Here is a 24752-nt window from a genome sequence, read left to right on the forward strand (position 1 = left end):
ATCATATATACCCTTGGCATAAGCGGCAAGCCGCCGCGAAGCAGGGGCTAATGGCGCGGGAGCGGTGCCCACGCCAGCACTTTTTGGCGCAGCGTCTGCTTTTGGGATGCCAGTGCGGCTTGCCACTCGGCGCACTCCTGGCGCTCTGGTCCGGTGGTTTCGGCGCGTGCACCAAACGCTTCCAGCCAAGCTTGGCGTACGCAAAGATCCTGATAGCGACCCAATACTCGCTGACGGCGTTTCAACTCCTTCAAGAACGATGTAGAGGTCGTCGGGTGCAGGTCGGCCAAATAACGAAGACGCTTCACGCCCTTGCGCAGGTCATGAAACGATGCGTCAGGGTCGTCGATCGAGAGCGCCGCCAGCGCCTTTTGATGCTGCTTCACCCGCTCATCGAGCACCGCTTGAATGCGTTTGGGCGACAGTTTGGCCAGCGCCTGCCTACACGCCTTTGACGCTAGCCAGCGCTGCCACTCCTCAAGGGCTTCGGGGTAGCCCGGCGCATTCAGCTGCTGGCACAGCGCCACGTGCTCCGTCCGTTGGCAGCTCTGTAACCACTGGCGCAGGTGCTGCTGGGTCGAGGTCGAGAGGGGTACCTCGATGTCATCGAGATCAGCCAGCACCACATCGAGATCGCGCAGGTCGCTGGTGGCGCGGGCGTGCCGCTTGAGCTGCGTTAGCCACGGCTTCCACCCAGACGCCTTCGTGATGGCGCGCACCGATTCCAGTATCGCCCGGCTGCGGCGCAGGCTCACCCGGTATTGATGAAGAAACTCAGGGTCGACACCCGCCATCACGCCGGGTTTCAGCACCTTCACCCACTGATGTTGATACATCAACGCCTCATGCAAGCGGTTTGCAACATCGCCATTGGCTTGGGGCGGCTCGTCGGCACGACGCTGGAACAGCGCGTAGCTGGCGGTATCAGGCGTTAAGCCACCGGTGAGCGTGGCACTGCCCGGCTCTAGCGCGTTCCAGGGGGCATCAGGCAAGGTGAAATGCAGCACGCTGCCAGTGGGTAGCGAGGAAGGCGCGTCGTCGTCGAGCCACTGCGCCAGCTCGATCAAGGCGGGATTATGGCCAATCACCAATACCCGCTCGGTGTCATTGGGCAAGGCTTTGAGCCACGCGAGCAGCGCATCGCCGTCGAAGGTGTAAAGCGCGTCATCCAGCAGCACGTGGCGATCTAATTGACGCTGAAGATGCAGCGATTCGATGGCATCGAAGGTTTGTCGGGTACGTAACGCTGTGCTAACACAAACCTTACCCGCCAACGACTGCCAGCGCTTTAGTACATACGCCATGGCGTGTGCTTAGCGCACGCCACGCTTGCTCAACGGGCGTTGATGGTCGGTCATCTCGCCGCTGGGCTGTTGGGCTTTGGCGTGCCGCATTAACGTGAGGTGCCGCATGGGAGGCCTCCCAAGCTAAAGGTCATGAGCCAAGTTTAGACCAGCCATCGCTTTGCAGGGCAACGGCGCGTTGCTCGCTCAGCACTGCGCCGGCGCCACGCTGCGAAAAATCTCCGTGGCCTCTTCCAGCGCCCCTCGCAGTGACCGAATGCGCGATTCGTGTGCCGGGTGTGTCGATAAAAACTCCGGAGGCTGGCCATCACTAGCCGCCGCCATGTTCTGCCACAGCGCCACGCTCTGCTGGGGGTCGAAGCCCGCGCGGGCCATGATCTCCAGGCCCATCAAGTCGGCTTCTTCTTCGTGGGTACGGCTGAACGGCAGGCTGATGCCCAACTGGGCCCCTACGCCCAGCGCCTGCATCAACTGCTGGCTGCCAAACTCGCCCTCCCCCAGAAGCCCCACCACCAGTAGCACGGCTTTAATGCCAAGCTGCTGGGTCAAGCGCTCGTTGCCGTGGTCGGCCAACACGTGGGCGACTTCATGCCCCATCACTGCGGCAAGCTGGGCCGGGGTTTCAGCCACCCGTAGCAGGCCGCTATGCACCCCAATGCGGCCACCCGGCAGCGCGAAGGCGTTGGGAGATGGGTCCTCGAACACCACCACCTCCCAACGCTCGGGGAAATCGAGACCTGGGTAGCTCGCTTGCGCACCCGCCACTACTTTTTGCGCCACGCACTGCACTAGTTGGTTTGCTTGCGCATCGCGGCTGATGGGCTGAGTGTTGCGTAGCTGATTGAAGGTATCTGCGCCCATGTCCGCCATCAGCGGGCCGGGGACCAGAGCCAGTTGGGAGCGCCCGGTGGGCGTTTCACCACAGCCCGCCAGTAACGCCAGCAGCGCGAGCCAGAAAAGGGGTCGTACATATCGCTTTTGCATAAACAAGGGTCGCCTACATCAAGAAACGTACGCCAGAGTATACGGCGCTTTGCAGGCCTGTCGCGCGTTGCGCTGTGTTTACATTCCGTCTCTATGCTGGATATCAAGCGCACAAGCAGGCATGGTGGTGGTATTGCTTACCATTAACGAACCAACAGGAGATGACGCAATGCCACACCGCTTTACTCAAACCCTGCGCATGATGGGCCTGCTATCGATCTTGGCGTTCTCAACCAGCGCCTTCGGCCAACAGCCGGGCGCCGCGTCCGGCGAGAATGTCACCACCGAGTCGTTTCAAGACTGGGAAGTGCGCTGCCAGGAGGGCCAGGGCCCGACACGCTGTGCGATGGTACAAATGGTTACCCAACCCGGCAGCGATCAGCCCTTGATGCAGGTAGTTCTCGATTACCCGCCGCAAATCGACGGCCCGGTGATGAGCTTCTTCGTCCCGCTGGGCGTACGCCTAGCCGCTGGCTTGCAACTGGTGGTGGATGACGGCGAGCCCATCCAGTTCCCCTATCAGGTTTGCCAACAGCAAGGCTGCCGTGCCGACGCCCCCATCGAGCCGTCGATGTTGCAGCAGCTGCGCAGTGGCAATACGGCCACCCTCAGCATGATTGGCCCACGCGGTGATCGCATGGACCTGGACATTTCGCTGATCGGCTTCACCGACGCCAGCACGCGCATTGCGCCCTAAGGCAACGTCCGAGCAGCTCGGCGCGCAAGGGTGTTCAGCAGCGCAAGCGAGAGGCACAACCAAGACGCCCCCGGATTCCGGGGGCGTTTGTGTTACTAAAGGCTAAATGTAGTGAGGGGTTTATTAACTCTCGTTGAGGACCGCTTTCGGGAAGTAGCGACGCAGCATCCGGTTCTGAAAATCATCCACGAAACGGCTGTTGATGATGATAATGAACCGCTCGAAAGGTGCCTCGCTGTCGAGCTGCGCGATTCCGTCCACGCTGTGAAAGAGCCGATCATCGCGCAGATGAAGGATATCACCGGGATTGAGCGTGATATCCACAAGGGGCTGCGTGCCAGCCTTGTCTGCGTAAAGATGGTTTTCGGCCCCCGCCACGTTTTCCCGATTGAGGACCAGAATGCTGAGGGCCTTGCAGCCATCGGCATGAATGCCCTGCCCCTGAAGGGGGTCGACGCGGCCTTCTCCGCGAACGCCGGTGATCTGCATCAACATGGGTTCGTGGGCGCCAATATTCCAAAGTTTTGCCCAGGCGCGAACGAAGTCGTTCACATCGGGGCGTGCCAAAAACTCCTCAGTCAGCGGATCGTAATACCGCAGGCGGTCCGCCATGCTCTCCGCATCGTTAAAAGCACCGCCCTGTGCCATGGGGCACTGCCCCATCTCCTCCACGTCTCCCTGATCATTCAAAGCCAGCCACGACATCCGCTTCCAGCGAAGGTTGACGTAGGGGTCACGTGGCAGGTCCGCCACGAACCCCTGCCAAGCAGCCAGATCGATGCGATCCCGAATATCGGTTGTCGCCCAATCGTGATGTTGCAGCGCTTCGGCCACGTCCGGCTTCCAATAATCGGCGAGTGAATCCGCAGGCATGGCGGTGATATCGACACCGTGATTGAAAGTATCGAGTTTCATGTAAGTATTCTCCTGTTAACTGGGCGACATTGCCCGGCGTGGCCGGTGTGAACACCAAGGCCAACAGGATGAAAATGAAAAGAACGGCAGGAATATGTCAAAGAAATGTAGTTAAAGAGAGTGATTTCGTTGAAAAAAGAATCAGGCCAAGGATACCGTTTTATGTGTAGGTTATCCCCTACGAATGGGTGTAGGATGCTTCATATAAAGTGCCTACTGTTGCCATCACGATGGCGCTTAAACGTATTACCTCTCTAAGTGAATACCATGACGGCCAGCGACTCTCGACAACATAGAGATTCGAAGCACCTGAAGAAACATCGCAGGGCGTTGTCTAGTGCGCTGGTGACAGAGGCAACAAAGCCCTCTTCAACGGATGGCAGCGCTCCGCAAGACGCCGTCGCGTTAGTACGCCGCCAATACCTAGAAAGCGAGCAGCGATTTCGCTCCCTGCTAGAGAGCCTGCCGAAGGTGGCGGTTCAGGGATATGATCGTGATCGCCGAGTGATTTACTGGAATGAAGGAAGCACTCGCCTCTACGGCTACACCGCCGAAGAAGCCCAAGGGCAGTTACTGGAAGACCTGATCATCCCTGCCTTCATGCGTGACGGCGTGATCCAAGCGCATCGTGCCTGGATTGAAAAAGGTGTCGCCATCTCTGCCGGTGAGCTGGAACTCAAGCACAAAACCGGTGAGCCGGTATCGGTCTATTCCCAGCACCTGATGCTCAATGAGCACACCGATTCCCCCTTGCTGTTTTGCGTGGATGTCGACCTTTCCGGCCAAAAGCGTGCCCATCGTGAACTAGAATTCGCCACCCGGTTTGACAGGCTCACCCATCTTCCCAATCGCCAGACTTTCGAGGTCGACCTAGACGGTTTATTGGATTCCTGTCGGCGCTTGGGCCATGGCCTAGCCACTATCTACGTGGACATCGATCACTTCGTCGAGATCAATGATGCCCTGGGTTACGATCAGGGTGATCGCCTGCTCGTTGAGTTGACCCGGCGGCTACGCGAGTGCCAACGCGCCACGGACCTCGTGTCTCGCGTCTCTAGCGACGAATTCGTGCTGGCTTTTCCCTGCGCCCAGCTAGCCACCGATGTAAGGCGAGTCGTTCGTCGTGTCCAGAATGTGTTCCGGCAACCTTTCGTTCTAGATGGTCGGGAGCGTCAGGTCACCGCCTGCCTGGGCGTGGCGCTCTTTCCCGAAAATGGCGACTCGTCCCGCGAATTGATCCGTAATGCCGATGTGGCCAAGAACCGCGCCAAACTGGCGGGCCGGGGGACGCTGCGCTTCTTTCAGCAGAAGCTTCATGATGAGCTGGTGCGTCAGCACCACCTCTCGGCGCGACTCGAAGAAGCCTTGGATAACGGCGAATTTTCCCTCCACTACCAGCCACAGGTCTCGGCGGCCAGTGGACGAATAGAGAACCTCGAAGCCTTGATCCGCTGGGAGACGAGCGAAGGCCCGGCGATCTCCCCTGCCGAGTTTATTCCACTGGCCGAGCGTTCTGGCTTGATTCATCGCCTGGGCGACTGGGTCATCGAAGAGGCATGCCGCCAGCAAGCGGAATGGCGCGCCAAGGGATTTCTTCACCACCGCATCGACATCAATATCTCGGGTCGCCAATTGGTGCGCCTCGATGCACTCAAGCGCTTCGAAGATTCACTGCAGCGCCACGGCTTAGGGCCGCGAGATATCGGCATCGAACTGACCGAGAATATCCTGATCGAAGCCGACGAGACCGTCCTGGAGGACCTGCGACGTCTCTATCATCGCGGTATTCGCATAGCCCTCGATGACTTCGGGACCGGCTACTCCTCCCTGAGCTACCTCAAGCACTTTCCCGTCACCGCCTTGAAGATCGACCGCTCCTTCATCCACGACGCGCCCATGCAGCCGAAGGACAGGGCCATCATGGAGGGAGCCATCCTCATCGGTCATCGGTTGGGGTTGGAGGTGGTGGCCGAGGGCGTCGAGAACGCCGAACAGTTATCCCTGCTGCGCGATATGCACTGCGACCTCGTCCAAGGATTCTTCTTCCGCCCGATGCCTGCCCAGGAAATCGAACGGCTGTTGAGTGGGTTTGTGGCTGGTCATGAGGGGGTGTCGGGCTGAGGGGTGTTTTGGTTTGGCGTGCATCTCTACTAGTTGCCGTATTTTGAGGAGCTTGTGGGCGACCTCTATTGATTGGTGGGGTTGAACCTTGGGCCTTGGCTGGAGGGCTGTTGTCGGACAAAAGCGTACCTTTTCACCGGCATCGTTTCCTGCGTGGAGTTGATGAGGCACTTCGTCATCAAATCATTGATTTTTTAATAATGCGTCAAGCTGGGAGTCGCGCCAAAGTCAGATGACCAACTGCACCATGGCGTCCATGCTTAAGGCTGGAAAAAGCCCTTACATAGAAAAACCTAGGGCGAAAACATACGTTAAGTGCAAAAATCTTGATTTTACATTGCGGGTCGGGACTGACGGTGTTTAGCTTTAGCTATTTTCGCAAGATAGTCCTAATAGCTAGAGTGACCGCGGAGATCAAAGCGCAATGCAAAAGCCGAATTTATTTCTAATGCAGAAGATTATAAATAGAAATTTTTTAAAGGATAACGTTAATTGTCACATGGATACAGTTCCATGAAGGCATTACTTACGCCAATTATAGGTGGCAGGTCTTTAAGCCATTCATTATCTATTATATGGGAGGCTACCGCATCAGCTACCTCACCGAATGAGCTTGTGTCGTAATTAGTGCATACCTTTTCTTGCATGCCAAATATATCAGCAACGCCTTTAACGTATCCCATGTACATGCCAGATCTGAAGCTTGGTTCTAGATCTGGGTTTTCTCTTTCGAATTGGTAATGTGATACTGATTCGTAGAATTCATTTCCAGTAAAAGAAACAGCAGGAATAGAAGAAAAAGCCGAAATAAAAAATACCGAAAGCATTGTCCTAAAAAACATTTTAAACCCTTTATTTTATTGCCTTTGAGCCTCGCCGTTTATTCTGGTGAAACTTTTTTGAGCCAAACAGCTCCCCACCCTACCTCTCCCGTCGACAATAATACGTCCTTTCGCGTTATGCTGGTAGGACATTTCCGATGGGTTACAGCAGTTGGCGATTGTAGAACCAGTCAACTCATCACAGCTTGGCATACTCAATGGCATCACACCCTCTCCAATGGGCCACGATAATGGATCACCTCAGTTTTGAATAAGCCGATTATGGCCTCGGCCAGTGCATTGTCGAAGGAGTCACGTGTGGTGTTAGTATTGCATATTTCTTCTCTGGACAGATATGGTTTCGCTTCGTGAAGCCGCAATGAAAAGGGCGTCAGGCTACCATCAGCCGCATACTACAGCGACTTGTTAACAGGCGCTGAGTTTCTCAATTAGATCACCGAATCCCCAAACCAATGTACCGCAAATGGATACGAAAATGCCGATTAGGACCTTGTTGCCCGTTTTTCTTTATGTCTCATCAGTTATTCGAGAATCTCCATGTTCATCTTTACTGCCAAAGCCGAACGCTGATGCATGAGATAAGTACACCCCTTGATCGAATATGGGTGAGCTTACAAGGAGTAGCCCAGCAACAGTAATCACTGAACCAAACCGGGAGAACCAAGTCCAGTCACAATAACGCTGTGACAGGTAAATACCTATCAATGCTGAGGTGGTGGCCAGGATCAGGACAAAAACCGAGCTACCGAATGGCCTAATAAACTTGTCCAAAACATGGATGTCATGGTGACTGATGCCCAAATTTACTCCCTACTGTTAACGCCTTGAATAAACCGCCGATTTAGAGCGGCAGCGGAAAATGGGTCGGCTTAATTCATTGGTTATGCAGGCCCATACCTGCGTGAATATTTTACTAAGTCATAGACACATACGATCTTGATAAATTGGCTTTTTTCGCCCGATGAAAAATCATCATCTGCATGCTTTTTAAGAATCTTCTCGAGAGCTTCCAAGTTTAAAACTTCTGGCGGCACGAACACAGCCATGCGCAAAAAAAGGTTAAAGTCCACAGTATTGTATAGCTGTTCGATGCCTTCATTGACTTGGGGAACCGTAGTCGCCCGCCTCTCTTCGCCGCCACTGGGCCGATAGTGTTCGACGTTCTTTCTTATCCTTGCCACCAAAGAATCACAGAGACTATTTTCATTTACCCTACCATCCTCGCCAATCAAACCAGAAGCATTAAGATATTTAAAGACAGGAATATTTATCTGGCCTTTAATAAGATTCGGGAATACATCAAAGACGATTGAAGCCGAATCGTAACCACCATTATCGAAAACCACATCTCGTACAATGTCTTCTCTTGACAAGCCAATAAGCCCTTGCTTTGCCATTTCCTCGGACTTTTTGATCTTACTGATTGCACCATATCCGACCACGAACTCTTGCTGTCCCTCTAAAGCCCCTACGTCATCGGCCTCTTTAACATACAACTTTCCTTTGGGATCGTTGGTTAATATTAGATCATATAGTTCGTCTTTAATCTGCCGAAAGATGTGAGCAGGTATCCTGCGTTTAACCTCGGATAAAACCTCGAATATATCTCGATAAGACGCAGCTCTAATAAGGTTTACTGGCAGAGTTTTTAGCAACACTGACTCAGTTAGAGTTGGCTTATCCAATTCAGGAGCCCATTCAACAAAAATGATATTCTTTTTGAGAGCATCCATTTTGTTTTCCGGTATGCACTCAACTATCTCTTCTAGAATTTCTAATATATGCGGATCTGTCAGAGAATACCCGAGAAATATAATGGGATGCTCAACAAAAATTGTTAAAAGCTTAGATGATAAATATGGATTCTTTTTTCTAAACTTTTCATAATCCTCATGAGTAAGTATTAGACTGTTCGGATCCTTACAGCTACCATGGATCTTGTATATCTCGGCAATTCCATAGTTTCTACTCGCAAACAATCCTTCCTGACCAATAAATACAGAAAACTCATTAAAAATAGACTCCAAAAAAAGGTCCCAGTTGGTAGTGATAACACCATCAATTTTACTTGACTTTAAGAGTTCGATTTCTTCTCGATAATCTTCGTTCACGTTCTCATGAATTATTTTTAGATAATCTGATATTTCTACTTTTAACGGGGAGTCTGATTTCAAAAGGTGTTCAGCGTAGTGGATCTCTTTGTTCCCTTTGATTTCGCTATCCCACCACTTTTCACTGTATGACCTAGCTAGAACACCTGCTATTTTTGTCAAATCTCCATCAGCTTGTGATCTTATTTTGGTGTAATTTTCACCAATTAACTCGCAAAACCGTTTTAAAAGATCTTCCCAGTTTTCCGCACCCATATAGCGGCGTGACATGCCAGATCCTACAAACAGGAAGGGAGATGCGGAAAACTTATTGAAATGCTCGGAAAGAAGCTGTTTAAAAGTCACGACTTTTCCTTCTAGGGTCAAATTTCATCTGCATAAAAGCGTATTGGACGGCGTGTTCTATGATTGAATGAACGTGCTGGCAATTTTGTCCGGCAAATGCAGCCTGCCAGATTCTCACAAACCTATGATGCTTTGGGCTATTAATTTCCATTAGGCCATATAGCTATAATTTGCACGCCTGCTGCATTTACCGGAATGTCCGCTCAGGGTCGAAAGCTGACACTCCATGACTTCCTGCTTGGTAATAACCATCGCAGCCTTCCATCTACTACCAACTAATACAATAAGCTTAGCTTCAAACCTACCAAACTATCCTTACCCTCGTCACTAGAAAATAGCCCCACACCGTCTCTTTTCACTCCTTAGCCTCTCCACACCGAACGCGGTAAGCTTGGCGGCACTCACGCTGCTGAAGATGCTTTACCCATGACTACCCACTGGATTCTTGGCCCTGGAGCCATTGGCCGTTTGCTGGCGCACTCCCTCTCTCCATTTGTTGAGGTAGCGGTAATTGGCCGCCGTGCATTGCCATCGCGGCAGGTGCTAACCACGCCGGAAGGCAACGTGCATATTCAGCACTTAACCTCACTTACCGCTGTTCAGTTGGTAGCGGATACGCCTGAGTCGCCTGCGTTTGTGCATATCACTACCAAAGCCATGGCCGCCGAGGCTGCGCTGTCGAGTATCGCCAGCGCGCTACCCCCTTCCACCCCGTTGGTGCTGTGGCAGAACGGTTTTTATGCGCAACCGCGTATTACCGAAACTTGGCCTGGGCCTGTGCTGTGCGCCACCACGACTCAGGGGGCGTACTTAACCGGGGATGATGGTGTGGTACACGCCGGGCGCGGGCCAACGTTTATGGGGGATTTGGATAACCAGCACACAGGGTTGTCGGAAGCCTTAGCGGCGCTGTTGAGTGAGACTGGGTTTACCGCTGCAGCGGTGGGCGATATTCGTAGTCGCTTATGGCAGAAGTTAGCGGTTAACGCGGCGATTAACCCACTGGTGGCGCTGCATGGCTTGCGTAACGGAGAGCTTCGTGGAGAGGCCTATTCAAGCCGTGTAGTGGCCGTGGTGAAGGAAGTGACGGCGATTTTAGCGAAGGAAGGGGTTGCGCCGCCGAATGGTGGTGAGGGTGACACCGCCTGGCTGGCGTTGGTGTGGCAGGTGGTGGAGAACACCGCGAATAATAAAGCTTCGATGTTGCAGGATGTGGAGGCGAAACGGTTTACCGAGCGCGGGGCAATTTTAGGGCCGTTGATTGAGAGCGCTGAGCGGCATGGGTTGGGGTGTGAAGTATTGAAGGGACTAGATCAGGAGCTGACGTTGTTAGAGGCGAGGTTTTAGGTGGGCTTAGGTGGCTGGTTCATTCGCGCTGAATCGCCCTCCTAACCTATAAACTGGCTCAATGGCGGCATCGGCACCGCTTGGCGGTGCTTCGCGGGTGCCTCACTCCGTTCGTTACGCCACGCTACGAAGTGAGGCTCACTTGCGAATCAGAGGTTAAGTACTGGGTAAAGTGATGCGACAAGCAGCAGGGCCATGCTGACATTGAAAATACGATATCGGCGATGGCTAGTTAGCCATTTCCGAACCACAACACCAAACCAAGCCCATACAGATATCGCGGGGAAACTGACCACTGCAAACACACTAGCCACCATCATAGCGGACACTAACGACTGATTAGGTGCATAAAGTGTGATCGCCGAAAGCCCCATCGCCCATGCCTTTGGATTAACCCATTGAAACGCGGCGGCTTGTAGTAGCGTCATTGGCTTGTCACTGCTATTGCTCTCTTTCAGCGGCTCTGCTGACCCAATTTTCCATGCTAACCAGAGCAGGTAGGCAGCAGACACGATGCTTAGCCACACGTTAAGTACTGGGTAGGTTTGGAAGAGCTTCATCAGCCCGCCTCCCACTACCAGCGTTAGCGCGCTAAGCCCCGCTACAATGCCAAACATATGTGGCAACGTTCTTTTAAAACCAAAATTAGCACCTGAAGCAAGCAGCATCAGGTTATTTGGCCCAGGGGTTACCGTGGTCACTAAGGCAAACGCTGCCAGTGCTGCTAATACCGATGGTGTCATGACATACCCTCTCTTTTTTCCCTATAGATGAGAAATTTTATAAGCTAGAGAGCACAATATTTGATCTAATCAACCATCCAATACTTTACTTTTGCAACAAATCACAATGATCGATTCAATAGACCGACGAATATTGCAAGAGCTCAAAAAAGATGGGCGAATCAGCAATGTGCAGCTTGCTCAGCACGTTGGCCTGTCAGCCTCTGCTTGTTTAAGGAGGGTGCAAGAACTCGAGAAGAACGGCGTCATCGAGGGTTATCGGGTGATCCTCGCCCCTGAGCCTTTAGGCATCAGTTTTGTCGCGTATGTAACGGTAGGCTTATCGTCCCATACCAAAGCTGCTCAAGAAGGGTTTGAGCGCGCCATGCTGGTAGCCAAAGAGGTGACGGAGTGCCACAACATTGCAGGCCCCTTCGAATATTTGCTGAGGGTCGAAACCAAAGATCTCGCCAGCTACAAACGCTTTCATACGGACGTACTCGGCACGCAGGCAAACCTTCGCTCTATCTCGACACATATCGTGATGAACTCTTCCAAAGATGAACGTCGTTAAGCAATGAGCTTAAGTCACCGGAATCATCACGGCCTTGCGGTAAGCGGGGCGTTCGGCGAGCTGCTCTACCCAGCGCTGTAGATGCGGGCGGGGCTGCCAAGTAAGGCCGCTGTTTAAGAGATTGTAGGTGAACGGGGCGATGGCGATATCGGCAAGGCCGAATTCATCACCAGAGAACCAGGACTGCTGGCTTAACGCGGCGTCTAGCTGGGCAAAGAGTTTTTCGCAGGTGGCGATGGCGGGGTCTAGCAGTGTGCTATCGCGCTGTTCCGGTGGGGTGCGTACATAGCCCATCAAAATGGTGCGGTGGGCGGGGGTTAGCAGGCTGGTGGACCAGTCCATCCACTTTTCCATTTGCGCCCGTTTGGCAGGGCTTTCAATCCATAAATGGTTGGGGCCGTACTGCGCCGCTAGGTAGCGGATGATGGTGTTGGACTCCCACAGCACGCTTTGGGTGGCGTCATCTTTAAGCAGCGGCACCAAGCCGTTGGGGTTCATGGCGAGGTATTCTGGCGTGTCGTTTACGCCGTGTTGCAGGCCTGCCATGACCTGCTCGAACGGTAGTTCCAGTTCTTCCAGTACCCAGAGCACTTTTTTGACGTTAGTTGAGTTGTTGCGGCCCCAAAGCGTAATCATGGCAATCCTTGTTGTTGGTTAGTTTTGTGGCGCGACCAGGGCGGCGTTGCCGCCCTTCGCGGGTGCCTCGCGCTGCTCGTTACCACGCGCTACGCCACCCCCTCACGATTTACCACTTACCACTCACTACTCACTCTTATCCTGATACAGCTTGAGCAGGCTGGAGAAGTCGAGTTTGCCGTTGCCGCCTGCTTTGTGCAGGGTGAACAGCGAGCGGGCGGCGGAGCCCATGGGCACGGGGGATGCGCTTTGCTGGCTGACATCCATGGCAAGACCGAGGTCTTTGATCATCAAATCCACCTGGAAGCCGCCCTGGTAGCCTTTCGAGGCGGGGGCGTTCTCCATCACCCCGGGGTAGGGGTTGTAGACGTTCAGCGCCCAGTTGCCGCCGGAGCTTTGCTTCATGATTTCCGACAGCACGGCGGGATCTAGGCCGTTTTTGACGCCCATATTGATCGCTTCGCAGGTGCCCGCCATCAGAATCGAGAGCAGCATGTTGTTGCACACTTTGGCTACCTGCCCCGCGCCGTGGTCGCCTGCGTGGAAGATGTTTTTACCCATGGCTTGCAGCACTGGCTGCGCCTGGGCGAACTGAGCCTCCGAACCGCCGACGATAAAGGTCAGCGTGCCCGCTTGGGCACCGCCTACCCCACCGGAGACCGGCGCATCCACAAAGCCAATGCCCTTCTCTGCCCCAGCGGCGGCTACTTGACGGGCGGTGTCGGCATCGATGGTCGAGCAGTCAATCACCAGCGCGCTTGGCTTGATCACTTCAAACAACGGCGCATCGCCATCAACGTACAGCCCGCGCACGTGCTTGCCTGCGGGCAGCATGGAGATAATGAAGTCGGCATCGGTGGCCGCTTCCGTAGCGGTGGCGGCAATCTCGCAGCCTTGAGATTTAGCGGTTTCCAGCGCTTGGGCGGAAAGGTCGAAAGCGCGCACGGTAAAACCTGCTTTCGCCAAATTGGCGGCCATGGGGCCTCCCATATTGCCTAAACCAATAAACGCAACGGTAGTCATCTTTTTATCCTTATTAGCGTGCTGTAGAGAGTGTGGTGTGCGTTATTTAAGATCTGCCAGCGGGTTGGTGTCCCATGCGGGGGCCAGCAGCTCGTCTATAAAGGAGGGCTCGACCGAGGCCACGTCTGGGTAGGTCCAGCTTGGCTGGCCGTCTTTATCCACCAGCAGAGCACGTACGCCTTCGGGGAACTCCCGGTGGCGGCAGCACTGCACAGAGAGCGAAAGCTCAAACTGAAACACTTCCGCCAGCGACATATGCTTGGCGCGGGCGAGCTGCTCGTGAATCAACTTGACCGAGACGGGGCTGCCGTGGGCCAAGGTTTTTTGCGCTTTGCTGAACCACTTGTCGTCGGTCTCGACTGCCAGCACGGCCTCGACCATCTGCTCGACGGTGTCGTGGTCCATCAGCTCACGAATTAAAGAAGACGACTTGTAAACCGGCGCTTCCATCTCCGCGAACACCTCTTGGGAGGCCTGTTCCAGCTCGCGCAGTACGTGATTCACCACGCCGTGGGCGTCGGTGTGTTCGCCTTCGCCCCAGCTGGCTGCTAGCAGCTTTTCGGCCAGCTCGTCGCGGTAGTGGCTGGCAATGGCGCGGTCGGCAAGGCCCAGGTGAACCGCATCCGGGGCGTTAATTTGCCCACCGGTCATGGCCAGAAACCGCCCGGCGCCGCCCGGTAGGCGGTTAAGGAACCAGCTCGCGCCCACATCCGGATAAAGCCCAATAGTCACTTCCGGCATGGCAAGACGGGAGGTTTCCGTGACGATGCGGTGGCTACTGCCGCTTAACAGGCCCATGCCGCCGCCCATCACGATGCCGTTGCCCCAGCAGATCACCGGTTTGGGGAAGGTGTGCAGCTGGTAATCCAGGCGGTACTCGTTCTCGAAGAAGCGCTCGGGGAAGTCCGCGGCACCTTCACCTTGAATGGCTTTGTAGAGGTTGACCACATCGCCACCGGCGCAGAAGGCTTTTTCGCCTGCGCTATCCAGCAGCACGGCTACGACCCGCTCGTCGCTTTGCCACTGGTTTAGGCGCGGCAGGATCTCTTCGATCATCTCCAGCGTGAGCGCGTTGAGCGAGCGCTCGGCGTTCAGGGTAATCTCGCCAATCACGTGGCCATCTTGGGTAGTGTGCTCTTCAAATAGTACGCAACTCATGGTTTGTCCTTATATGCTCGGGGCTTGGTGATATATGCCCTGGCGGCTATAGCTCAGCGGCACCGTCGGCCAGTACGCGGCGGGAAATAATTAGCCGCATGATCTCGTTGGTGCCTTCCAGAATACGGTGCACGCGGGTATCGCGCACGTAGCGCTCCATCGGGTACTCCTTAATGTAGCCATTGCCACCGTAAAGCTGCAGCGCTTCATCGCACACCTTGAAACCCACATCGGTAGCGAACCGCTTGGCCATCGCACAGTAGGTGGTGGCATCCGGGTGGCCCGCATCCAGCTTGGTGGCGGCCATGCGTACCAATTGGCGGGCGGCCACCAGCTCGGTCACCATATCGGCTAGGCGGAACTGCAGCGCTTGGAACTCGGCCAGGCGCTTGCCGAACTGCTTGCGCTCTAGCATATACTCGCGGGCTTTATTGAGCGCCTGCTGAGCGGTGCCGATCGAACACGTCGCAATATTGATGCGCCCGCCGTCCAGGCCCTTCATGGCGATTTTGAAACCGTCGCCCTCGTTGCCCAGCAGGTGGTTAGCGGGTACGCGCACGTCTTCAAAGGTGATCATGCGGGTGGGCTGGCTGTTCCAACCCATTTTTTCCTCTTTGCGGCCGTAACTGATGCCCTCGCTCTTGGCATCCACCGCGAAGGCGGAAACGCCGCTGGGGCCTTCGCCGCCGGTGCGCGCCATCACCACCAGGAAATCGGTGCTACCCGCGCCGGAAATAAACATCTTGCTGCCGTTCAGCACGTAGTGCTCGCCATCGCGCTTGGCGGTGGTTTTCAGCGAGGCCGCATCGGAGCCTGCGTTGGGTTCGGTTAAGCAGTAAGAGCCCAATAGCTCGCCGGTCGCCAGCTTTTCGCCCCACTGCGCCACGGCGTCCGGTGTGCCGAAGTCCGCCAGCATCCAGGTCACCATGTTGTGGATGGTGAGGTACGCGGTGGTGGAGGTGCAGCCCATCGAGAGCTGTTCAAAAATAATGCTGGCATCGAGCCGGGAAAGGCCCAGTCCGCCGACACTTTCCGGGGCGTAGAGCGAACAGAAGCCCAACTCCCCTGCTTTACGAATCACATCGACGGGGAAAAGAGATTCTGCGTCCCACTCGGCGGCGCGGGGCTCCAGCTCGTTCTGGGCGAACGCCCGGGCCATATCGGAAAAAGCGACTTGGTCTTCACTTAGCTCAAAATTCATGGCGTATCTCCACAGTGCGTGGATGCACCGCGCCTAGGCAGGCGGCAGGCAAGTCACGCATTAGCTGTTGTCATTATTAGCAATGTTGACGTTTACGTTAACTTATATTCTTACCCTACCTTGCGCAACCAAATCCCCCACGACCTTTGGCGTAGAAATGGGCTTACGGCCTTATTTCACAAGCAGAAAAAAGGGTGCCCGAAGGCACCCAATCCACGGACAGACGCGGTTAACGGGAATCCATCACTTAAAGTTTTTACGGTACATTTTGGCCAGCTCGCCGATGATGCCGCTACGGAAGCTCAGCACGCACACCACAAAGATGATGCCCAGAATCACGCTCACCCAGTTCCCCAACGGCGACTGCGCCAGCAGGTGCTGCAGGCTGACCACTAGCCCTGCCCCCATCAGCGGGCCGAGCAGCGTGCCGACGCCGCCCAGCAGCGTCATCAAAATCACCTCACCCGACATGTGCCAGTGGGCATCGGTGAGCGAGGCCAATTGAAACACCACGGTCTTGGTGGAACCCGCCAAGCCCGCGAGTGCCGCCGAAAGCACGAACGCCAACAGCTTGTAGGCATCCACGTTGTAGCCCAGCGACACGGCGCGCGGTTCGTTTTCGCGAATGGCCTTCAGCACTTGCCCAAAGGGAGAGTGGACGGCGCGCTGAATCACTGCAAAGCCAAACACGAACACGGCGAAGACGAAGTAGTACATGGCGAGGTTACTGCTCAGATCGATCATGCCGAACAGGTGCCCTCTCGGCACACCGTGCAGGCCATCCTCCCCACCGGTGAACGACGACTGCACGAACACGAAGAACATGAGCTGCGCCAGCGCCAGCGTCACCATGGCGAAGTAGATACCCTGGCGGCGAATGGAGAGCACGCCAAACAGCGCCCCCAGCAGCGTGGCCATGAACGTACCGGCGAGAATACCCAGCTCAGGCGTCAAGCCTGGGTAGCTGGCCAGCAGGTACCCGGTGACATAACCGCCGGTAGCGAGAAACGCCGCGTGGCCGAATGAGAGCAGACCGGCGTACCCCAGCAGCAGGTTGAATGCGCAGGCAAACAGCGCAAAACAGAGAATCTTCATCAAAAAGACCGGGTACGCCACGAAGGGCGCGACCAATCCCATGGCCAACAGCGCGAGATAGAACATATTACGCCGCAGCTTGGCGCTCCGCTGGCGCTCTTGCACCGCTGAAGGGAGCGGCGCGGCCGATGTTGTAGGCGTGGTTGTCATGGTTATGCCTCCTTACCGAACAGCCCAGCGGGGCGTAACATGAGTACCAAAATCATGACCAAAAAGATCACGGTGTTAGAGGCTTCCGGGTAGTACACCTTGGTCAACCCTTCGATAATGCCCATTCCCAAGCCCGTGACGATCGCGCCGAGAATCGAGCCCATACCGCCAATCACCACGACCGCAAACACCACGATCAGCAGGCTGGAGCCCATGGTGGGCGATACCGGGTACAGCGGTGCCGCCAACACGCCCGCAAAGGCGGCAAGCCCGACCCCGAACCCGTAGGTGAGCGTAATCAGCAGCGGTACGTTCACGCCGAATGCCTGCATGAGCTGAGAGTTTTCCGTACCGGCGCGCAGGTAAGCGCCCAACCGCGTGCGCTCGATCATGAACCAGGTGAACAGACACATGGCGAGCGCCGCCACCAGCACCCAAGCACGGTAGGTAGGCAGGAACATGAAGCCCAGGTTCAGGCCGCCCTGTAGAATCTCAGGCGTGGCATAGCGCGCCCCGGAAACGCCGAAGAAGTTGATCAGCGTGCCTTCGAAAATCAGCGCTAACCCGAAGGTCAGCAGCAGTCCGTAGAGATGGTCCAAATGGGCAATGCGACGCAGCAGAAAGCGCTCCATCAGCATGCCAAAACCGCCCACCACCAGCGGGACTAAAATCAGTGCTAGCCAATAGTTGATGCCCAGGTAGCGAAAGCCCAGCAGCGCGGCGAAGGCTCCCAGCATGTACTGCGCCCCGTGGGCAAAGTTGACGATCTTCAGTAGGCCGAAGATGACCGCCAGGCCCAAACTAAGCAGTGCGTAAAAGGCACCGTTCACGAGCCCAAGCGTTAGCTGGCCCATGAACACGGCCATTGGCACGCCGAATATCATCGTCATGGTATGACTCTCCTCGCCGCTAAGCGGGCAGCCCAGCGGGCTGCCCCAGCGCGTTTATAGTGAATAACGCCTTTTCATCACGCCGTTACGGCTTGCTTGGCGGCGAGCCAAGGCGGCCAACGCCCTGGCTCGCGGCGTTTGACCGCTCAGTTCTGAACCAGCGAGCACTGGCTTTCAGAGAGCGGACGATAGGCTTCTGCGGCGGGGATGGTGCTGAGGATCTCGTAGAGGTCCCACTCACCAGTAGACTCTTCCGGGGTTTTTACCTGGGCTAGGTACATGTCGTGAATCATGCGGCCATCTTCACGAATGCTGCCGTTACGAGCAAAGAAATCATTGATCGGCTCTTCGGCCATTTTGGCGCGCACGGTTTCAGGATCATCGGTGCCTGCGGCTTCCACGGCTTTCAGGTAGTGCATGGTGCTGGAGTAGATACCGGCTTGCACCATGGTGGGCATACGGCCGGTCTGTTCGAAGTAACGCTCGGACCACGCGCGCGACTCTTCGTCCATATCCCAGTACCAGCCGGTCGTCAGCAGCAGCCCTTGGGTGGCTTCCAGGCCCAGCGCGTGTACGTCGTTGAGGAAGATCAGCAGGCCCGCGAGCTGCTGGCCGCTTTGGGTCAAGCCAAACTGGCTGGCGGTGGTAATCGCGTTGACCGTGTCGGCACCGGCGTTGGCAAGGCCCACGATTTTCGCGCCGGACCCTTGCGCCTGCAGGATATAGGAGGAGAAGTCGCTGGTGGGGAACGGGTGACGCACGCCACCGACGATTTCACCGCCGTTGGCCTCGACCACGCTGGTCACGTCCGCTTCCAGCGCATGGCCGAAGGCGTAATCCGCAGTGAGTAGGAACCAGCTATCGCCGCCCTGCTCAACGACGGCCTTCGCGGTGCCGTTGGCGAGCGGATAGGTGTCGTACACCCAGTGAATGTGGTTCGGAGTGCAGTGCTCGTTGGTGATGCTGGACGCTGCGGAGCCGGAGACGATGCCCAGGCCGTCGTTTTCTTGCAGCACTTTGGTCACGGCGATAGAGACGGACGATGCTACCAAGCCGCCGACCATATCGACATTGCGCTGGTCGATCCACTCGCGCACGGTGTTGGCGCCTACGTCAGCGCTATTGCGGTCATCGGCGCTGAACACCACGATGGGTGAGCCGTTGACGCTGCTACCAAAATCGGCCACCGCCATTTCCATGGCGGTTTGACCGCCGGGGCCAGCCAGGTCGCGGTAGGTACCGGACATATCGGCTAAATAGCCAATACGCACTTCGCCATCGCTGATCTCGGCGTGGGCGGTCGAGATCGCCATGCTAGAGGCGGCGGCAACGGCGATGCTGGCAGCCAGCGTTTTTTTCATGAAGGTCATGTTCGTCTCCTGGCCCTGGGGGCCTTTGTTCTTATGATTCAGACAGTGATGATCCGAGCGGTGTCGGGTCGGACGTTCGGTTATTGCGTTTGCGAGTGGTGCAAGGCAGTGCGTTTGTTATTGTTCGAGACTTGCAGTTGATGTGGTTGTGCGTGATTTATACCCCCAGCATGCTGTTCAAGTGTTCACGCCGCGAGGGAAGCTGCGCGGCAGTGATCTCTTCGACGATTTGGCCGTGGTCCATCACGAAATGGCGGTCGGCCAGCGGCGCGGCAAAGCGGAAGTTCTGCTCTACCAGCACGATGGTCATGCCCCGCTCTTTGAGTTGGACCAGCACCTCGCCCAGTTTCTGCACGATGACCGGTGCCAGACCTTCGGTAATCTCATCCAGCAGCAGCAAGCGCGCGCCGGTGCGCAAAATGCGCGCCATGGCCAGCATCTGCTGCTCGCCACCGGAAAGGCGCGTCCCCTGGCTTCGGCGACGCTCGTAGAGGTTCGGGAACATGGCGTAGATTTCGTCCAGACTCATACCGCCGGAGCGTACGGTAGGCGGCAGCAGCAGGTTTTCGTGGACGTCCAGGCTTGCAAAAATGCCGCGCTCCTCCGGGCAGTAGCCAATGCCCAACCGGGGAATATGGTGCGGCTTCATGCGCAGCGTTTCATTGCCATTGATGACGATCGACCCCGTACGCCGCCCCACCATGTTCATGATGGCTTTAAGCGTGGTGCTGCGACCTGCGCCGTTGCGGCCCAGCAAAGTGACCAGCTCACCTCGCTTCACGTCGAAATTCACGCCGTGGAGAATGTGCGACTCGCCGTAGAAGGCGTGCAAATCCTGCACGCGCAGCATCTCTAAGCTTTGGTTTTCCGGGGCTTCTTGTGGGTCGAGGGCTTCAGCGGTGTTCATGCAGTGGCCTCCTCGGCGGCTTCACTACCCATATAGGCTTCACGTACTAGGGGGTTGCGGGAAACCGTATCGTAATCCCCCTCTGCCAGCACCGCGCCCCGCGCCAATACGGTAATGCGATCACATAGGCGGCTCACAACGCTCAAGTTGTGCTCGACCATCAAAACCGTGCGGCCTTGGGAAACCCGTTTGATCAGCGCCACGATGCGGTCCACGTCTTCCGCGCCCATGCCTTGGGTGGGTTCGTCCAACAGCATCATGCTGGGGTCTAGCGCTAGCGTGGTGGCGACTTCCAACGCGCGCTTGCGGCCATAGGGCATTTCTACGGTGAGCGTATCGGCGTATTCGCGCAGGCCCACTTCATCGAGCAGCGCCAGGGCGCGGTCGTTGAGGTGATCCAGCGACTTTTCCGATTTCCAGAAATGGAACGACGTGCCCAACTGTCGCTGAAGGGCCACGCGCACGTTTTCCAACGCGGTCATATGGGCAAACACCGCTGAAATCTGAAACGAGCGCACCAACCCTAGCTGGGCAATCTCGTTGGATTTTCTGCTGGTGATGGATTGGCCGCGATAAAGAATGTCGCCCCGAGTAGGGGGCAAAAATTTGGTCAACAGATTGAAAACGGTGGTTTTGCCCGCGCCGTTCGGGCCAATCAGCGCATGGATGTGCCCTTCCTGCACTTGGAGGTTTACGTTGTCTACGGCGGTGAAGCCGCGAAACTCTTTGGTCAGCCCTCGGGTTTCGAGCACTGGCCCTTTAGTCACTTCGTCTGCACGCATGAGGTAGGACGCCTCTTGTTGTTCTTGTACGGTGGGAAGCGAAACTCGTTAGCCAGCAACGCATCCTTACCTGAACGTAAGGTGTAGGTGCAAACTAGCAACCTCCCAGTGGGTATTACAATTACAACTTTGGTCTACGCACCATGCTGGCGCATCAAAAAGTACACCAAAATTCATTATTTTTCAATACGTTAACCACATTCAACGCTGACTACTCCTTTGCAATCGCTGCTTTACGTTAACGTAAACTTGTTTTAGCCTCATGGTCAGTGTTCCATAGGGACATTCCCCTATCGACGAGAATAACGAACATGAGCAAAACCTACTCGATCAGTGAGCTGGCCAGTGAGTTCGATGTCACCACGCGTAGCATCCGTTTTTACGAAGACCAAGAGCTCCTACACCCTACCCGGCGGGGTCAGACACGCATCTACAGCAGTAAAGATCGCGTACGGCTGAAGCTAACGCTCCGCGGTAAACGCCTGGGGTTTTCGCTGGCAGAAATTCGCGAGCTGTTCGAACTGTGGGACGAAACCCGCAGCGGCAGTGAAAAGCAGCTTCATCTCATGTTGAGCAAGATCAGCGAGCGTAAAGCGGCGTTAGAGCAGCAGATGAAAGACATCACGATGGTGCAACTAGAGCTTGAAAGCGCAGAGATTCGCTGCCGCCAAGCGCTAGAAGAGTTGAACGAGAAGCACCCGGCCACCTCGAAATAGCCGCTTTCGCCACTTTTCTAAACCACAGACCATGAATAACGACAAGGTGAGTGACCATGTTTTCCCACTATTCAGAACTCAATTTCGGCCTCGACGATGAGCTCAACATGCTGCGCGAGCAGGTCAACGCTTTTGCCGCCAGTGAAATCGCCCCCCGCGCCGCCGAGATCGACCATAACAATGAATTCCCCAGCGATCTGTGGAAGAAATTTGGTGACATGGGTCTGCTAGGCATCACTGTGCCTGACGAAGATGGCGGTAGCGGCATGGGTTACCTGGCTCACTGCATCGCCATGGAAGAGATCTCCCGTGCCAGCGCATCGGTGGGCCTCTCTTACGGTGCGCACTCGAACCTGTGCGTCAACCAGCTCAAGATCAACGCCTCTGCCGAGCAGAAGGCCAAGTACTTGCCCAAGCTGATCAGCGGTGACCACGTGGGCGCGCTGGCGATGTCAGAGCCAGGTGCCGGTTCCGACGTGGTCTCCATGCAGCTACGCGCGAAAGAGGATGGCGACCACTACGTGCTCAACGGCAATAAGATGTGGATCACCAACGGTCCGGATGCCGATGTGCTGGTGGTGTACGCCAAAACCGACCCGGATGCCGGCTCCAAAGGCATCACCGCCTTCATCATCGAAAAAGGCATGCCCGGCTTCTCTACCGCCCAGAAGCTCGACAAACTGGGCATGCGGGGCTCCAACACCTGCGAGCTGGTTTTTCAGGATTGCCGCGTGCCCGCCGAGAACGTGCTGGGCGAAGTAGGCAAAGGCGTTCGCGTCTTGATGAGCGGCTTGGATTACGAGCGCGCCGTCCTGGCCGCAGGCCCTATCGGCATCATGCAAGCCGCCATGGACATCGTCATTCCTTACATCCATGAGCGTAAGCAGTTCAATCAATCCATCGGTGAGTTCCAGCTGGTGCAGGGCAAAGTGGCGGATATGTACACCACCCTGAATGCCTGCCGCGCCTACCTCTACGCGGTGGCCGGCGCCTGCGACCGGGGCCAAACCTCCCGGAAGGATGCCGCTGGCGTCATTCTTTACTGCGCTGAAAAAGCCACCCAAGTCGCTCTGGATGCGATTCAGCTATTGGGCGGTAACGGGTATATCAATGAGTACCCCACCGGCCGCCTGCTGCGCGACGCCAAACTGTATGAGATTGGTGCCGGCACGAGCGAAATTCGTCGGATGCTGATTGGCCGCGAACTATTTACCGAAAGTCTTTAACAATAATGACCGGGGCCGGGCTATGAGCACACTCTCGACACAGATCAACCCGCGCAGCGATGCGTTTCAAGCCAACGACGCCGCCATGCGCGGCGAAGTCCGACAACTGCGTGAGCTGACCGCCGCCATCGCTCAGGGAGGCGGCGAGAAAGCCCGCGCTCGCCATGAGAGCCGTGGCAAGCTGTTCGTGCGTGACCGAATCGACCACCTGATCGACGAAGGCTCGCCGTTTTTGGAATTTTCTGCGCTGGCCGCTCACCACGTTTACGACAGCGACGTACCCGCCGCTGGCGTGGTGACCGGCATTGGCCGCGTCTCGGGCGTCGAGTGCGTCATCGTGGCCAACGACGCCACCGTCAAAGGCGGCACCTACTTTCCCCTGACGGTCAAAAAACACCTGCGCGCGCAAGAGATCGCCCGCAAGCACCGCTTGCCGTGTATCTATCTGGTCGATTCTGGCGGTGCCTTTCTGCCCCGCCAGGACGAAGTCTTCCCCGACCGCGACCACTTCGGGCGTATTTTCTACAACCAGGCCACGATGTCCGCTGAAGGCATCCCGCAAATCGCCGTGGTGATGGGCTCCTGTACCGCAGGCGGTGCGTACGTGCCTGCCATGGCGGACGAGTCGATCATCGTCAAAGAACAAGGCACGATTTTCCTGGGCGGGCCGCCGCTGGTGAAAGCCGCCACGGGGGAGAGCATCAGCGCGGAAGACCTGGGCGGTGCGGACGTTCACGCCAAAAAGAGCGGCGTAGCCGACCACTACGCCGAAAACGACGCTCATGCGCTGCAGCTTGCCCGCGCCTGCGTGTCGCGGCTGAACTGGCAAAAGCATGGCCAGCTGGCCATGCAGCCGCCTAGGCCGCCCAAACTCGACCCGTCTGAGCTTTACGGCATCGTCGGCACCGACCTGAAAAAGCCCTACGACGTGCGCGAAGTGATTGGCCGCATCGTCGATGGCTCCGACTTTGACGAGTTCAAACGCTACTACGGCGACACGCTGGTGACCGGCTTTGCTCACATCCACGGCTACCCGGTGGGGATCGTGGCCAACAACGGCGTGCTGTTTTCGGAGAGCGCGGTAAAAGGCGCGCACTTCATCGAGCTATGCGCCCAGCGCAAAATCCCGCTGGTGTTCCTGCAGAACATCACCGGCTTCATGGTCGGCTCCAAGTACGAGCACGAAGGCATCGCCAAGCACGGTGCCAAGCTCGTCACCGCCGTGGCCTGCGCCAACGTGCCGAAATACACCGTGCTGATTGGCGGCAGCTTCGGCGCAGGTAACTACGGCATGTGTGGCCGCGCTTACGACCCCAACCTGCTGTTCATGTGGCCAAACGCGCGTATTTCGGTGATGGGCGGCGAACAGGCGGCGGGCGTCCTTTCCCAAGTAAAACGCGAGCAGTACGAGCGCGAAGGCCGAGAATGGAGCAAAGAGGACGAAGAAGCCTTCAAAAAGCCCACCCGCGACCAGTACGAGCATCAGGGCCACCCCTACTACGCCAGCGCCCGCCTGTGGGACGACGGCGTGATCGACCCGCTACAAACTCGCGACGTGCTGGGGCTTTCACTGGCCGCTGCGATGAATGCAGAAGTCAAAGAGACACGCTTCGGCGTGTTCCGGATGTAAGGGGCG

Annotated in this window: 22 protein-coding genes; 7 read left to right on the plus strand and 15 right to left on the minus strand. The window is 56.3% G+C overall.

Features of this window, described 5'->3' with window-relative positions:
- Nucleotides 1-47: 47 nt before the first annotated feature.
- Nucleotides 48-1304: a CHAD domain-containing protein gene (locus AB6K10_RS14585; RefSeq protein ID WP_339119115.1), complete on the minus strand. Its 1257-nt coding sequence runs from the start codon at nucleotides 1302-1304 to the stop codon at nucleotides 48-50.
- A 186-nt stretch (nucleotides 1305-1490) separates the two neighbouring features.
- Nucleotides 1491-2288, minus strand: a complete 798-nt coding sequence (locus AB6K10_RS14590) for a M48 family metallopeptidase (RefSeq protein WP_339119116.1) — start codon at nucleotides 2286-2288, stop codon at nucleotides 1491-1493.
- Between the two features lie 169 nt (nucleotides 2289-2457).
- Between AB6K10_RS14590 and AB6K10_RS14595 the strand changes: the two genes are divergently transcribed.
- Entirely contained in the window at nucleotides 2458-2985 is a 528-nt protein-coding gene (locus tag AB6K10_RS14595) for an invasion associated locus B family protein (protein ID WP_253016131.1), read from the plus strand.
- A gap of 123 nt (nucleotides 2986-3108) precedes the next feature.
- Here the strand turns inward: AB6K10_RS14595 and AB6K10_RS14600 are convergent, their stop codons facing one another.
- Nucleotides 3109-3900 carry a 2OG-Fe dioxygenase family protein gene (locus tag AB6K10_RS14600; protein ID WP_339119117.1) on the minus strand — a complete coding sequence of 264 codons (792 nt, stop codon included), beginning with the start codon at nucleotides 3898-3900 and terminating at the stop codon, nucleotides 3109-3111.
- A gap of 345 nt (nucleotides 3901-4245) precedes the next feature.
- Between AB6K10_RS14600 and AB6K10_RS14605 the strand changes: the two genes are divergently transcribed.
- Nucleotides 4246-6021, plus strand: a complete 1776-nt coding sequence (locus AB6K10_RS14605; protein ID WP_339119118.1) for an EAL domain-containing protein — start codon at nucleotides 4246-4248, stop codon at nucleotides 6019-6021.
- Between the two features lie 488 nt (nucleotides 6022-6509).
- Here AB6K10_RS14605 and AB6K10_RS14610 read toward each other — a convergent pair whose 3' ends face one another.
- Nucleotides 6510-6863, minus strand: a complete 354-nt coding sequence (locus AB6K10_RS14610) for a Rap1a/Tai family immunity protein (RefSeq protein ID WP_339119119.1) — start codon at nucleotides 6861-6863, stop codon at nucleotides 6510-6512.
- 881 nt (nucleotides 6864-7744) lie between these two features.
- Nucleotides 7745-9319: an SIR2 family protein gene (locus AB6K10_RS14615; RefSeq protein ID WP_339119120.1), complete on the minus strand. Its 1575-nt coding sequence runs from the start codon at nucleotides 9317-9319 to the stop codon at nucleotides 7745-7747.
- Nucleotides 9320-9745: 426 nt separating this feature from the next.
- Here AB6K10_RS14615 and AB6K10_RS14620 point away from each other — a divergent pair, with 426 nt between their 5' ends.
- Nucleotides 9746-10666: a 2-dehydropantoate 2-reductase gene (locus AB6K10_RS14620; protein WP_339119121.1), complete on the plus strand. Its 921-nt coding sequence runs from the start codon at nucleotides 9746-9748 to the stop codon at nucleotides 10664-10666.
- A gap of 149 nt (nucleotides 10667-10815) precedes the next feature.
- On the opposite strand, the gene AB6K10_RS14625 is transcribed toward AB6K10_RS14620, so the two are convergent.
- On the minus strand, nucleotides 10816-11409 hold the full coding sequence (locus AB6K10_RS14625) for a LysE family translocator (RefSeq protein WP_339119122.1): 594 nt from the start codon (nucleotides 11407-11409) through the stop codon (nucleotides 10816-10818).
- A gap of 106 nt (nucleotides 11410-11515) precedes the next feature.
- On the opposite strand from AB6K10_RS14625, the gene AB6K10_RS14630 reads away from it, so the two are divergent.
- The gene (locus AB6K10_RS14630; protein WP_339119123.1) at nucleotides 11516-11962 is read left to right on the plus strand and encodes an Lrp/AsnC family transcriptional regulator; all 447 of its coding nucleotides are present in this window, start codon (nucleotides 11516-11518) and stop codon (nucleotides 11960-11962) included.
- A 9-nt stretch (nucleotides 11963-11971) separates the two neighbouring features.
- Here the strand turns inward: AB6K10_RS14630 and AB6K10_RS14635 are convergent, their stop codons facing one another.
- From AB6K10_RS14635 to AB6K10_RS14675, 9 genes are all read right to left on the minus strand, one after another.
- Nucleotides 11972-12598, minus strand: coding sequence for a glutathione S-transferase family protein (locus tag AB6K10_RS14635; RefSeq protein ID WP_339119124.1), 627 nt, complete (start codon nucleotides 12596-12598; stop codon nucleotides 11972-11974).
- Nucleotides 12599-12724: 126 nt separating this feature from the next.
- Nucleotides 12725-13621: a 3-hydroxyisobutyrate dehydrogenase gene (mmsB, locus tag AB6K10_RS14640; protein WP_213261938.1), complete on the minus strand. Its 897-nt coding sequence runs from the start codon at nucleotides 13619-13621 to the stop codon at nucleotides 12725-12727.
- A 42-nt stretch (nucleotides 13622-13663) separates the two neighbouring features.
- Complete coding sequence (locus AB6K10_RS14645; protein ID WP_213261937.1) at nucleotides 13664-14779, minus strand: enoyl-CoA hydratase/isomerase family protein; 1116 nt, start codon at nucleotides 14777-14779, stop codon at nucleotides 13664-13666.
- A gap of 46 nt (nucleotides 14780-14825) precedes the next feature.
- Nucleotides 14826-15980: an acyl-CoA dehydrogenase family protein gene (locus AB6K10_RS14650; RefSeq protein ID WP_339119125.1), complete on the minus strand. Its 1155-nt coding sequence runs from the start codon at nucleotides 15978-15980 to the stop codon at nucleotides 14826-14828.
- Between the two features lie 243 nt (nucleotides 15981-16223).
- Entirely contained in the window at nucleotides 16224-17225 is a 1002-nt protein-coding gene (locus AB6K10_RS14655; protein ID WP_339119126.1) for a branched-chain amino acid ABC transporter permease, read from the minus strand.
- Between the two features lie 2 nt (nucleotides 17226-17227).
- Nucleotides 17228-18115, minus strand: a complete 888-nt coding sequence (locus tag AB6K10_RS14660; protein ID WP_159342457.1) for a branched-chain amino acid ABC transporter permease — start codon at nucleotides 18113-18115, stop codon at nucleotides 17228-17230.
- 146 nt (nucleotides 18116-18261) lie between these two features.
- Entirely contained in the window at nucleotides 18262-19485 is a 1224-nt protein-coding gene (locus tag AB6K10_RS14665; protein WP_339119127.1) for an ABC transporter substrate-binding protein, read from the minus strand.
- Between the two features lie 157 nt (nucleotides 19486-19642).
- On the minus strand, nucleotides 19643-20392 hold the full coding sequence (locus AB6K10_RS14670) for an ABC transporter ATP-binding protein (protein WP_253016108.1): 750 nt from the start codon (nucleotides 20390-20392) through the stop codon (nucleotides 19643-19645).
- A complete protein-coding gene (locus AB6K10_RS14675) occupies nucleotides 20389-21174 on the minus strand; it encodes an ABC transporter ATP-binding protein (protein ID WP_253016106.1) in 786 nt (261 codons plus the stop codon). The genes AB6K10_RS14670 and AB6K10_RS14675 overlap by 4 nt, the downstream gene beginning before the upstream one ends.
- Nucleotides 21175-21485: 311 nt before the next feature.
- Here AB6K10_RS14675 and AB6K10_RS14680 point away from each other — a divergent pair, with 311 nt between their 5' ends.
- The 3 genes from AB6K10_RS14680 to AB6K10_RS14690 are packed head-to-tail and all read left to right on the plus strand — an operon-like array spanning nucleotide 21486 to nucleotide 24746.
- The gene (locus AB6K10_RS14680) at nucleotides 21486-21890 is read left to right on the plus strand and encodes a MerR family DNA-binding transcriptional regulator (RefSeq protein ID WP_139527310.1); all 405 of its coding nucleotides are present in this window, start codon (nucleotides 21486-21488) and stop codon (nucleotides 21888-21890) included.
- Nucleotides 21891-21946: 56 nt separating this feature from the next.
- Entirely contained in the window at nucleotides 21947-23116 is a 1170-nt protein-coding gene (locus AB6K10_RS14685; protein ID WP_253016104.1) for an isovaleryl-CoA dehydrogenase, read from the plus strand.
- A gap of 22 nt (nucleotides 23117-23138) precedes the next feature.
- The gene (locus AB6K10_RS14690) at nucleotides 23139-24746 is read left to right on the plus strand and encodes a carboxyl transferase domain-containing protein (protein WP_339119128.1); all 1608 of its coding nucleotides are present in this window, start codon (nucleotides 23139-23141) and stop codon (nucleotides 24744-24746) included.
- The last annotated feature ends 6 nt before the right edge of the window (nucleotides 24747-24752 follow it).

The sequence above is a fragment of the Halomonas sp. BMC6 genome (assembly GCF_964204995.1).
Lineage (GTDB): Bacteria > Pseudomonadota > Gammaproteobacteria > Pseudomonadales > Halomonadaceae > Vreelandella.

Excerpts from the sequence above, each read along its gene's own strand:
- AB6K10_RS14655 (WP_339119126.1), bottom strand. The coding sequence starts at position 17,225 with ATGACAACCACGCCTACAACATCGGCCGCGCCGCTCCCTTCAGCGGTG.
- AB6K10_RS14645 (WP_213261937.1), bottom strand. The coding sequence starts at position 14,779 with ATGAGTTGCGTACTATTTGAAGAGCACACTACCCAAGATGGCCACGTG.
- AB6K10_RS14630 (WP_339119123.1), top strand. The coding sequence starts at position 11,516 with ATGATCGATTCAATAGACCGACGAATATTGCAAGAGCTCAAAAAAGAT.
- AB6K10_RS14620 (WP_339119121.1), top strand. The coding sequence starts at position 9,746 with ATGACTACCCACTGGATTCTTGGCCCTGGAGCCATTGGCCGTTTGCTG.
- AB6K10_RS14675 (WP_253016106.1), bottom strand. The coding sequence starts at position 21,174 with ATGCGTGCAGACGAAGTGACTAAAGGGCCAGTGCTCGAAACCCGAGGG.
- mmsB (WP_213261938.1), bottom strand. The coding sequence starts at position 13,621 with ATGACTACCGTTGCGTTTATTGGTTTAGGCAATATGGGAGGCCCCATG.
- AB6K10_RS14660 (WP_159342457.1), bottom strand. The coding sequence starts at position 18,115 with ATGACGATGATATTCGGCGTGCCAATGGCCGTGTTCATGGGCCAGCTA.
- AB6K10_RS14590 (WP_339119116.1), bottom strand. The coding sequence starts at position 2,288 with ATGCAAAAGCGATATGTACGACCCCTTTTCTGGCTCGCGCTGCTGGCG.
- AB6K10_RS14635 (WP_339119124.1), bottom strand. The coding sequence starts at position 12,598 with ATGATTACGCTTTGGGGCCGCAACAACTCAACTAACGTCAAAAAAGTG.
- AB6K10_RS14585 (WP_339119115.1), bottom strand. The coding sequence starts at position 1,304 with ATGGCGTATGTACTAAAGCGCTGGCAGTCGTTGGCGGGTAAGGTTTGT.
- AB6K10_RS14625 (WP_339119122.1), bottom strand. The coding sequence starts at position 11,409 with ATGACACCATCGGTATTAGCAGCACTGGCAGCGTTTGCCTTAGTGACC.
- AB6K10_RS14665 (WP_339119127.1), bottom strand. The coding sequence starts at position 19,485 with ATGACCTTCATGAAAAAAACGCTGGCTGCCAGCATCGCCGTTGCCGCC.
- AB6K10_RS14600 (WP_339119117.1), bottom strand. The coding sequence starts at position 3,900 with ATGAAACTCGATACTTTCAATCACGGTGTCGATATCACCGCCATGCCT.
- AB6K10_RS14650 (WP_339119125.1), bottom strand. The coding sequence starts at position 15,980 with ATGAATTTTGAGCTAAGTGAAGACCAAGTCGCTTTTTCCGATATGGCC.
- AB6K10_RS14670 (WP_253016108.1), bottom strand. The coding sequence starts at position 20,392 with ATGAACACCGCTGAAGCCCTCGACCCACAAGAAGCCCCGGAAAACCAA.
- AB6K10_RS14685 (WP_253016104.1), top strand. The coding sequence starts at position 21,947 with ATGTTTTCCCACTATTCAGAACTCAATTTCGGCCTCGACGATGAGCTC.
- AB6K10_RS14680 (WP_139527310.1), top strand. The coding sequence starts at position 21,486 with ATGAGCAAAACCTACTCGATCAGTGAGCTGGCCAGTGAGTTCGATGTC.
- AB6K10_RS14610 (WP_339119119.1), bottom strand. The coding sequence starts at position 6,863 with ATGTTTTTTAGGACAATGCTTTCGGTATTTTTTATTTCGGCTTTTTCT.
- AB6K10_RS14595 (WP_253016131.1), top strand. The coding sequence starts at position 2,458 with ATGCCACACCGCTTTACTCAAACCCTGCGCATGATGGGCCTGCTATCG.
- AB6K10_RS14690 (WP_339119128.1), top strand. The coding sequence starts at position 23,139 with ATGAGCACACTCTCGACACAGATCAACCCGCGCAGCGATGCGTTTCAA.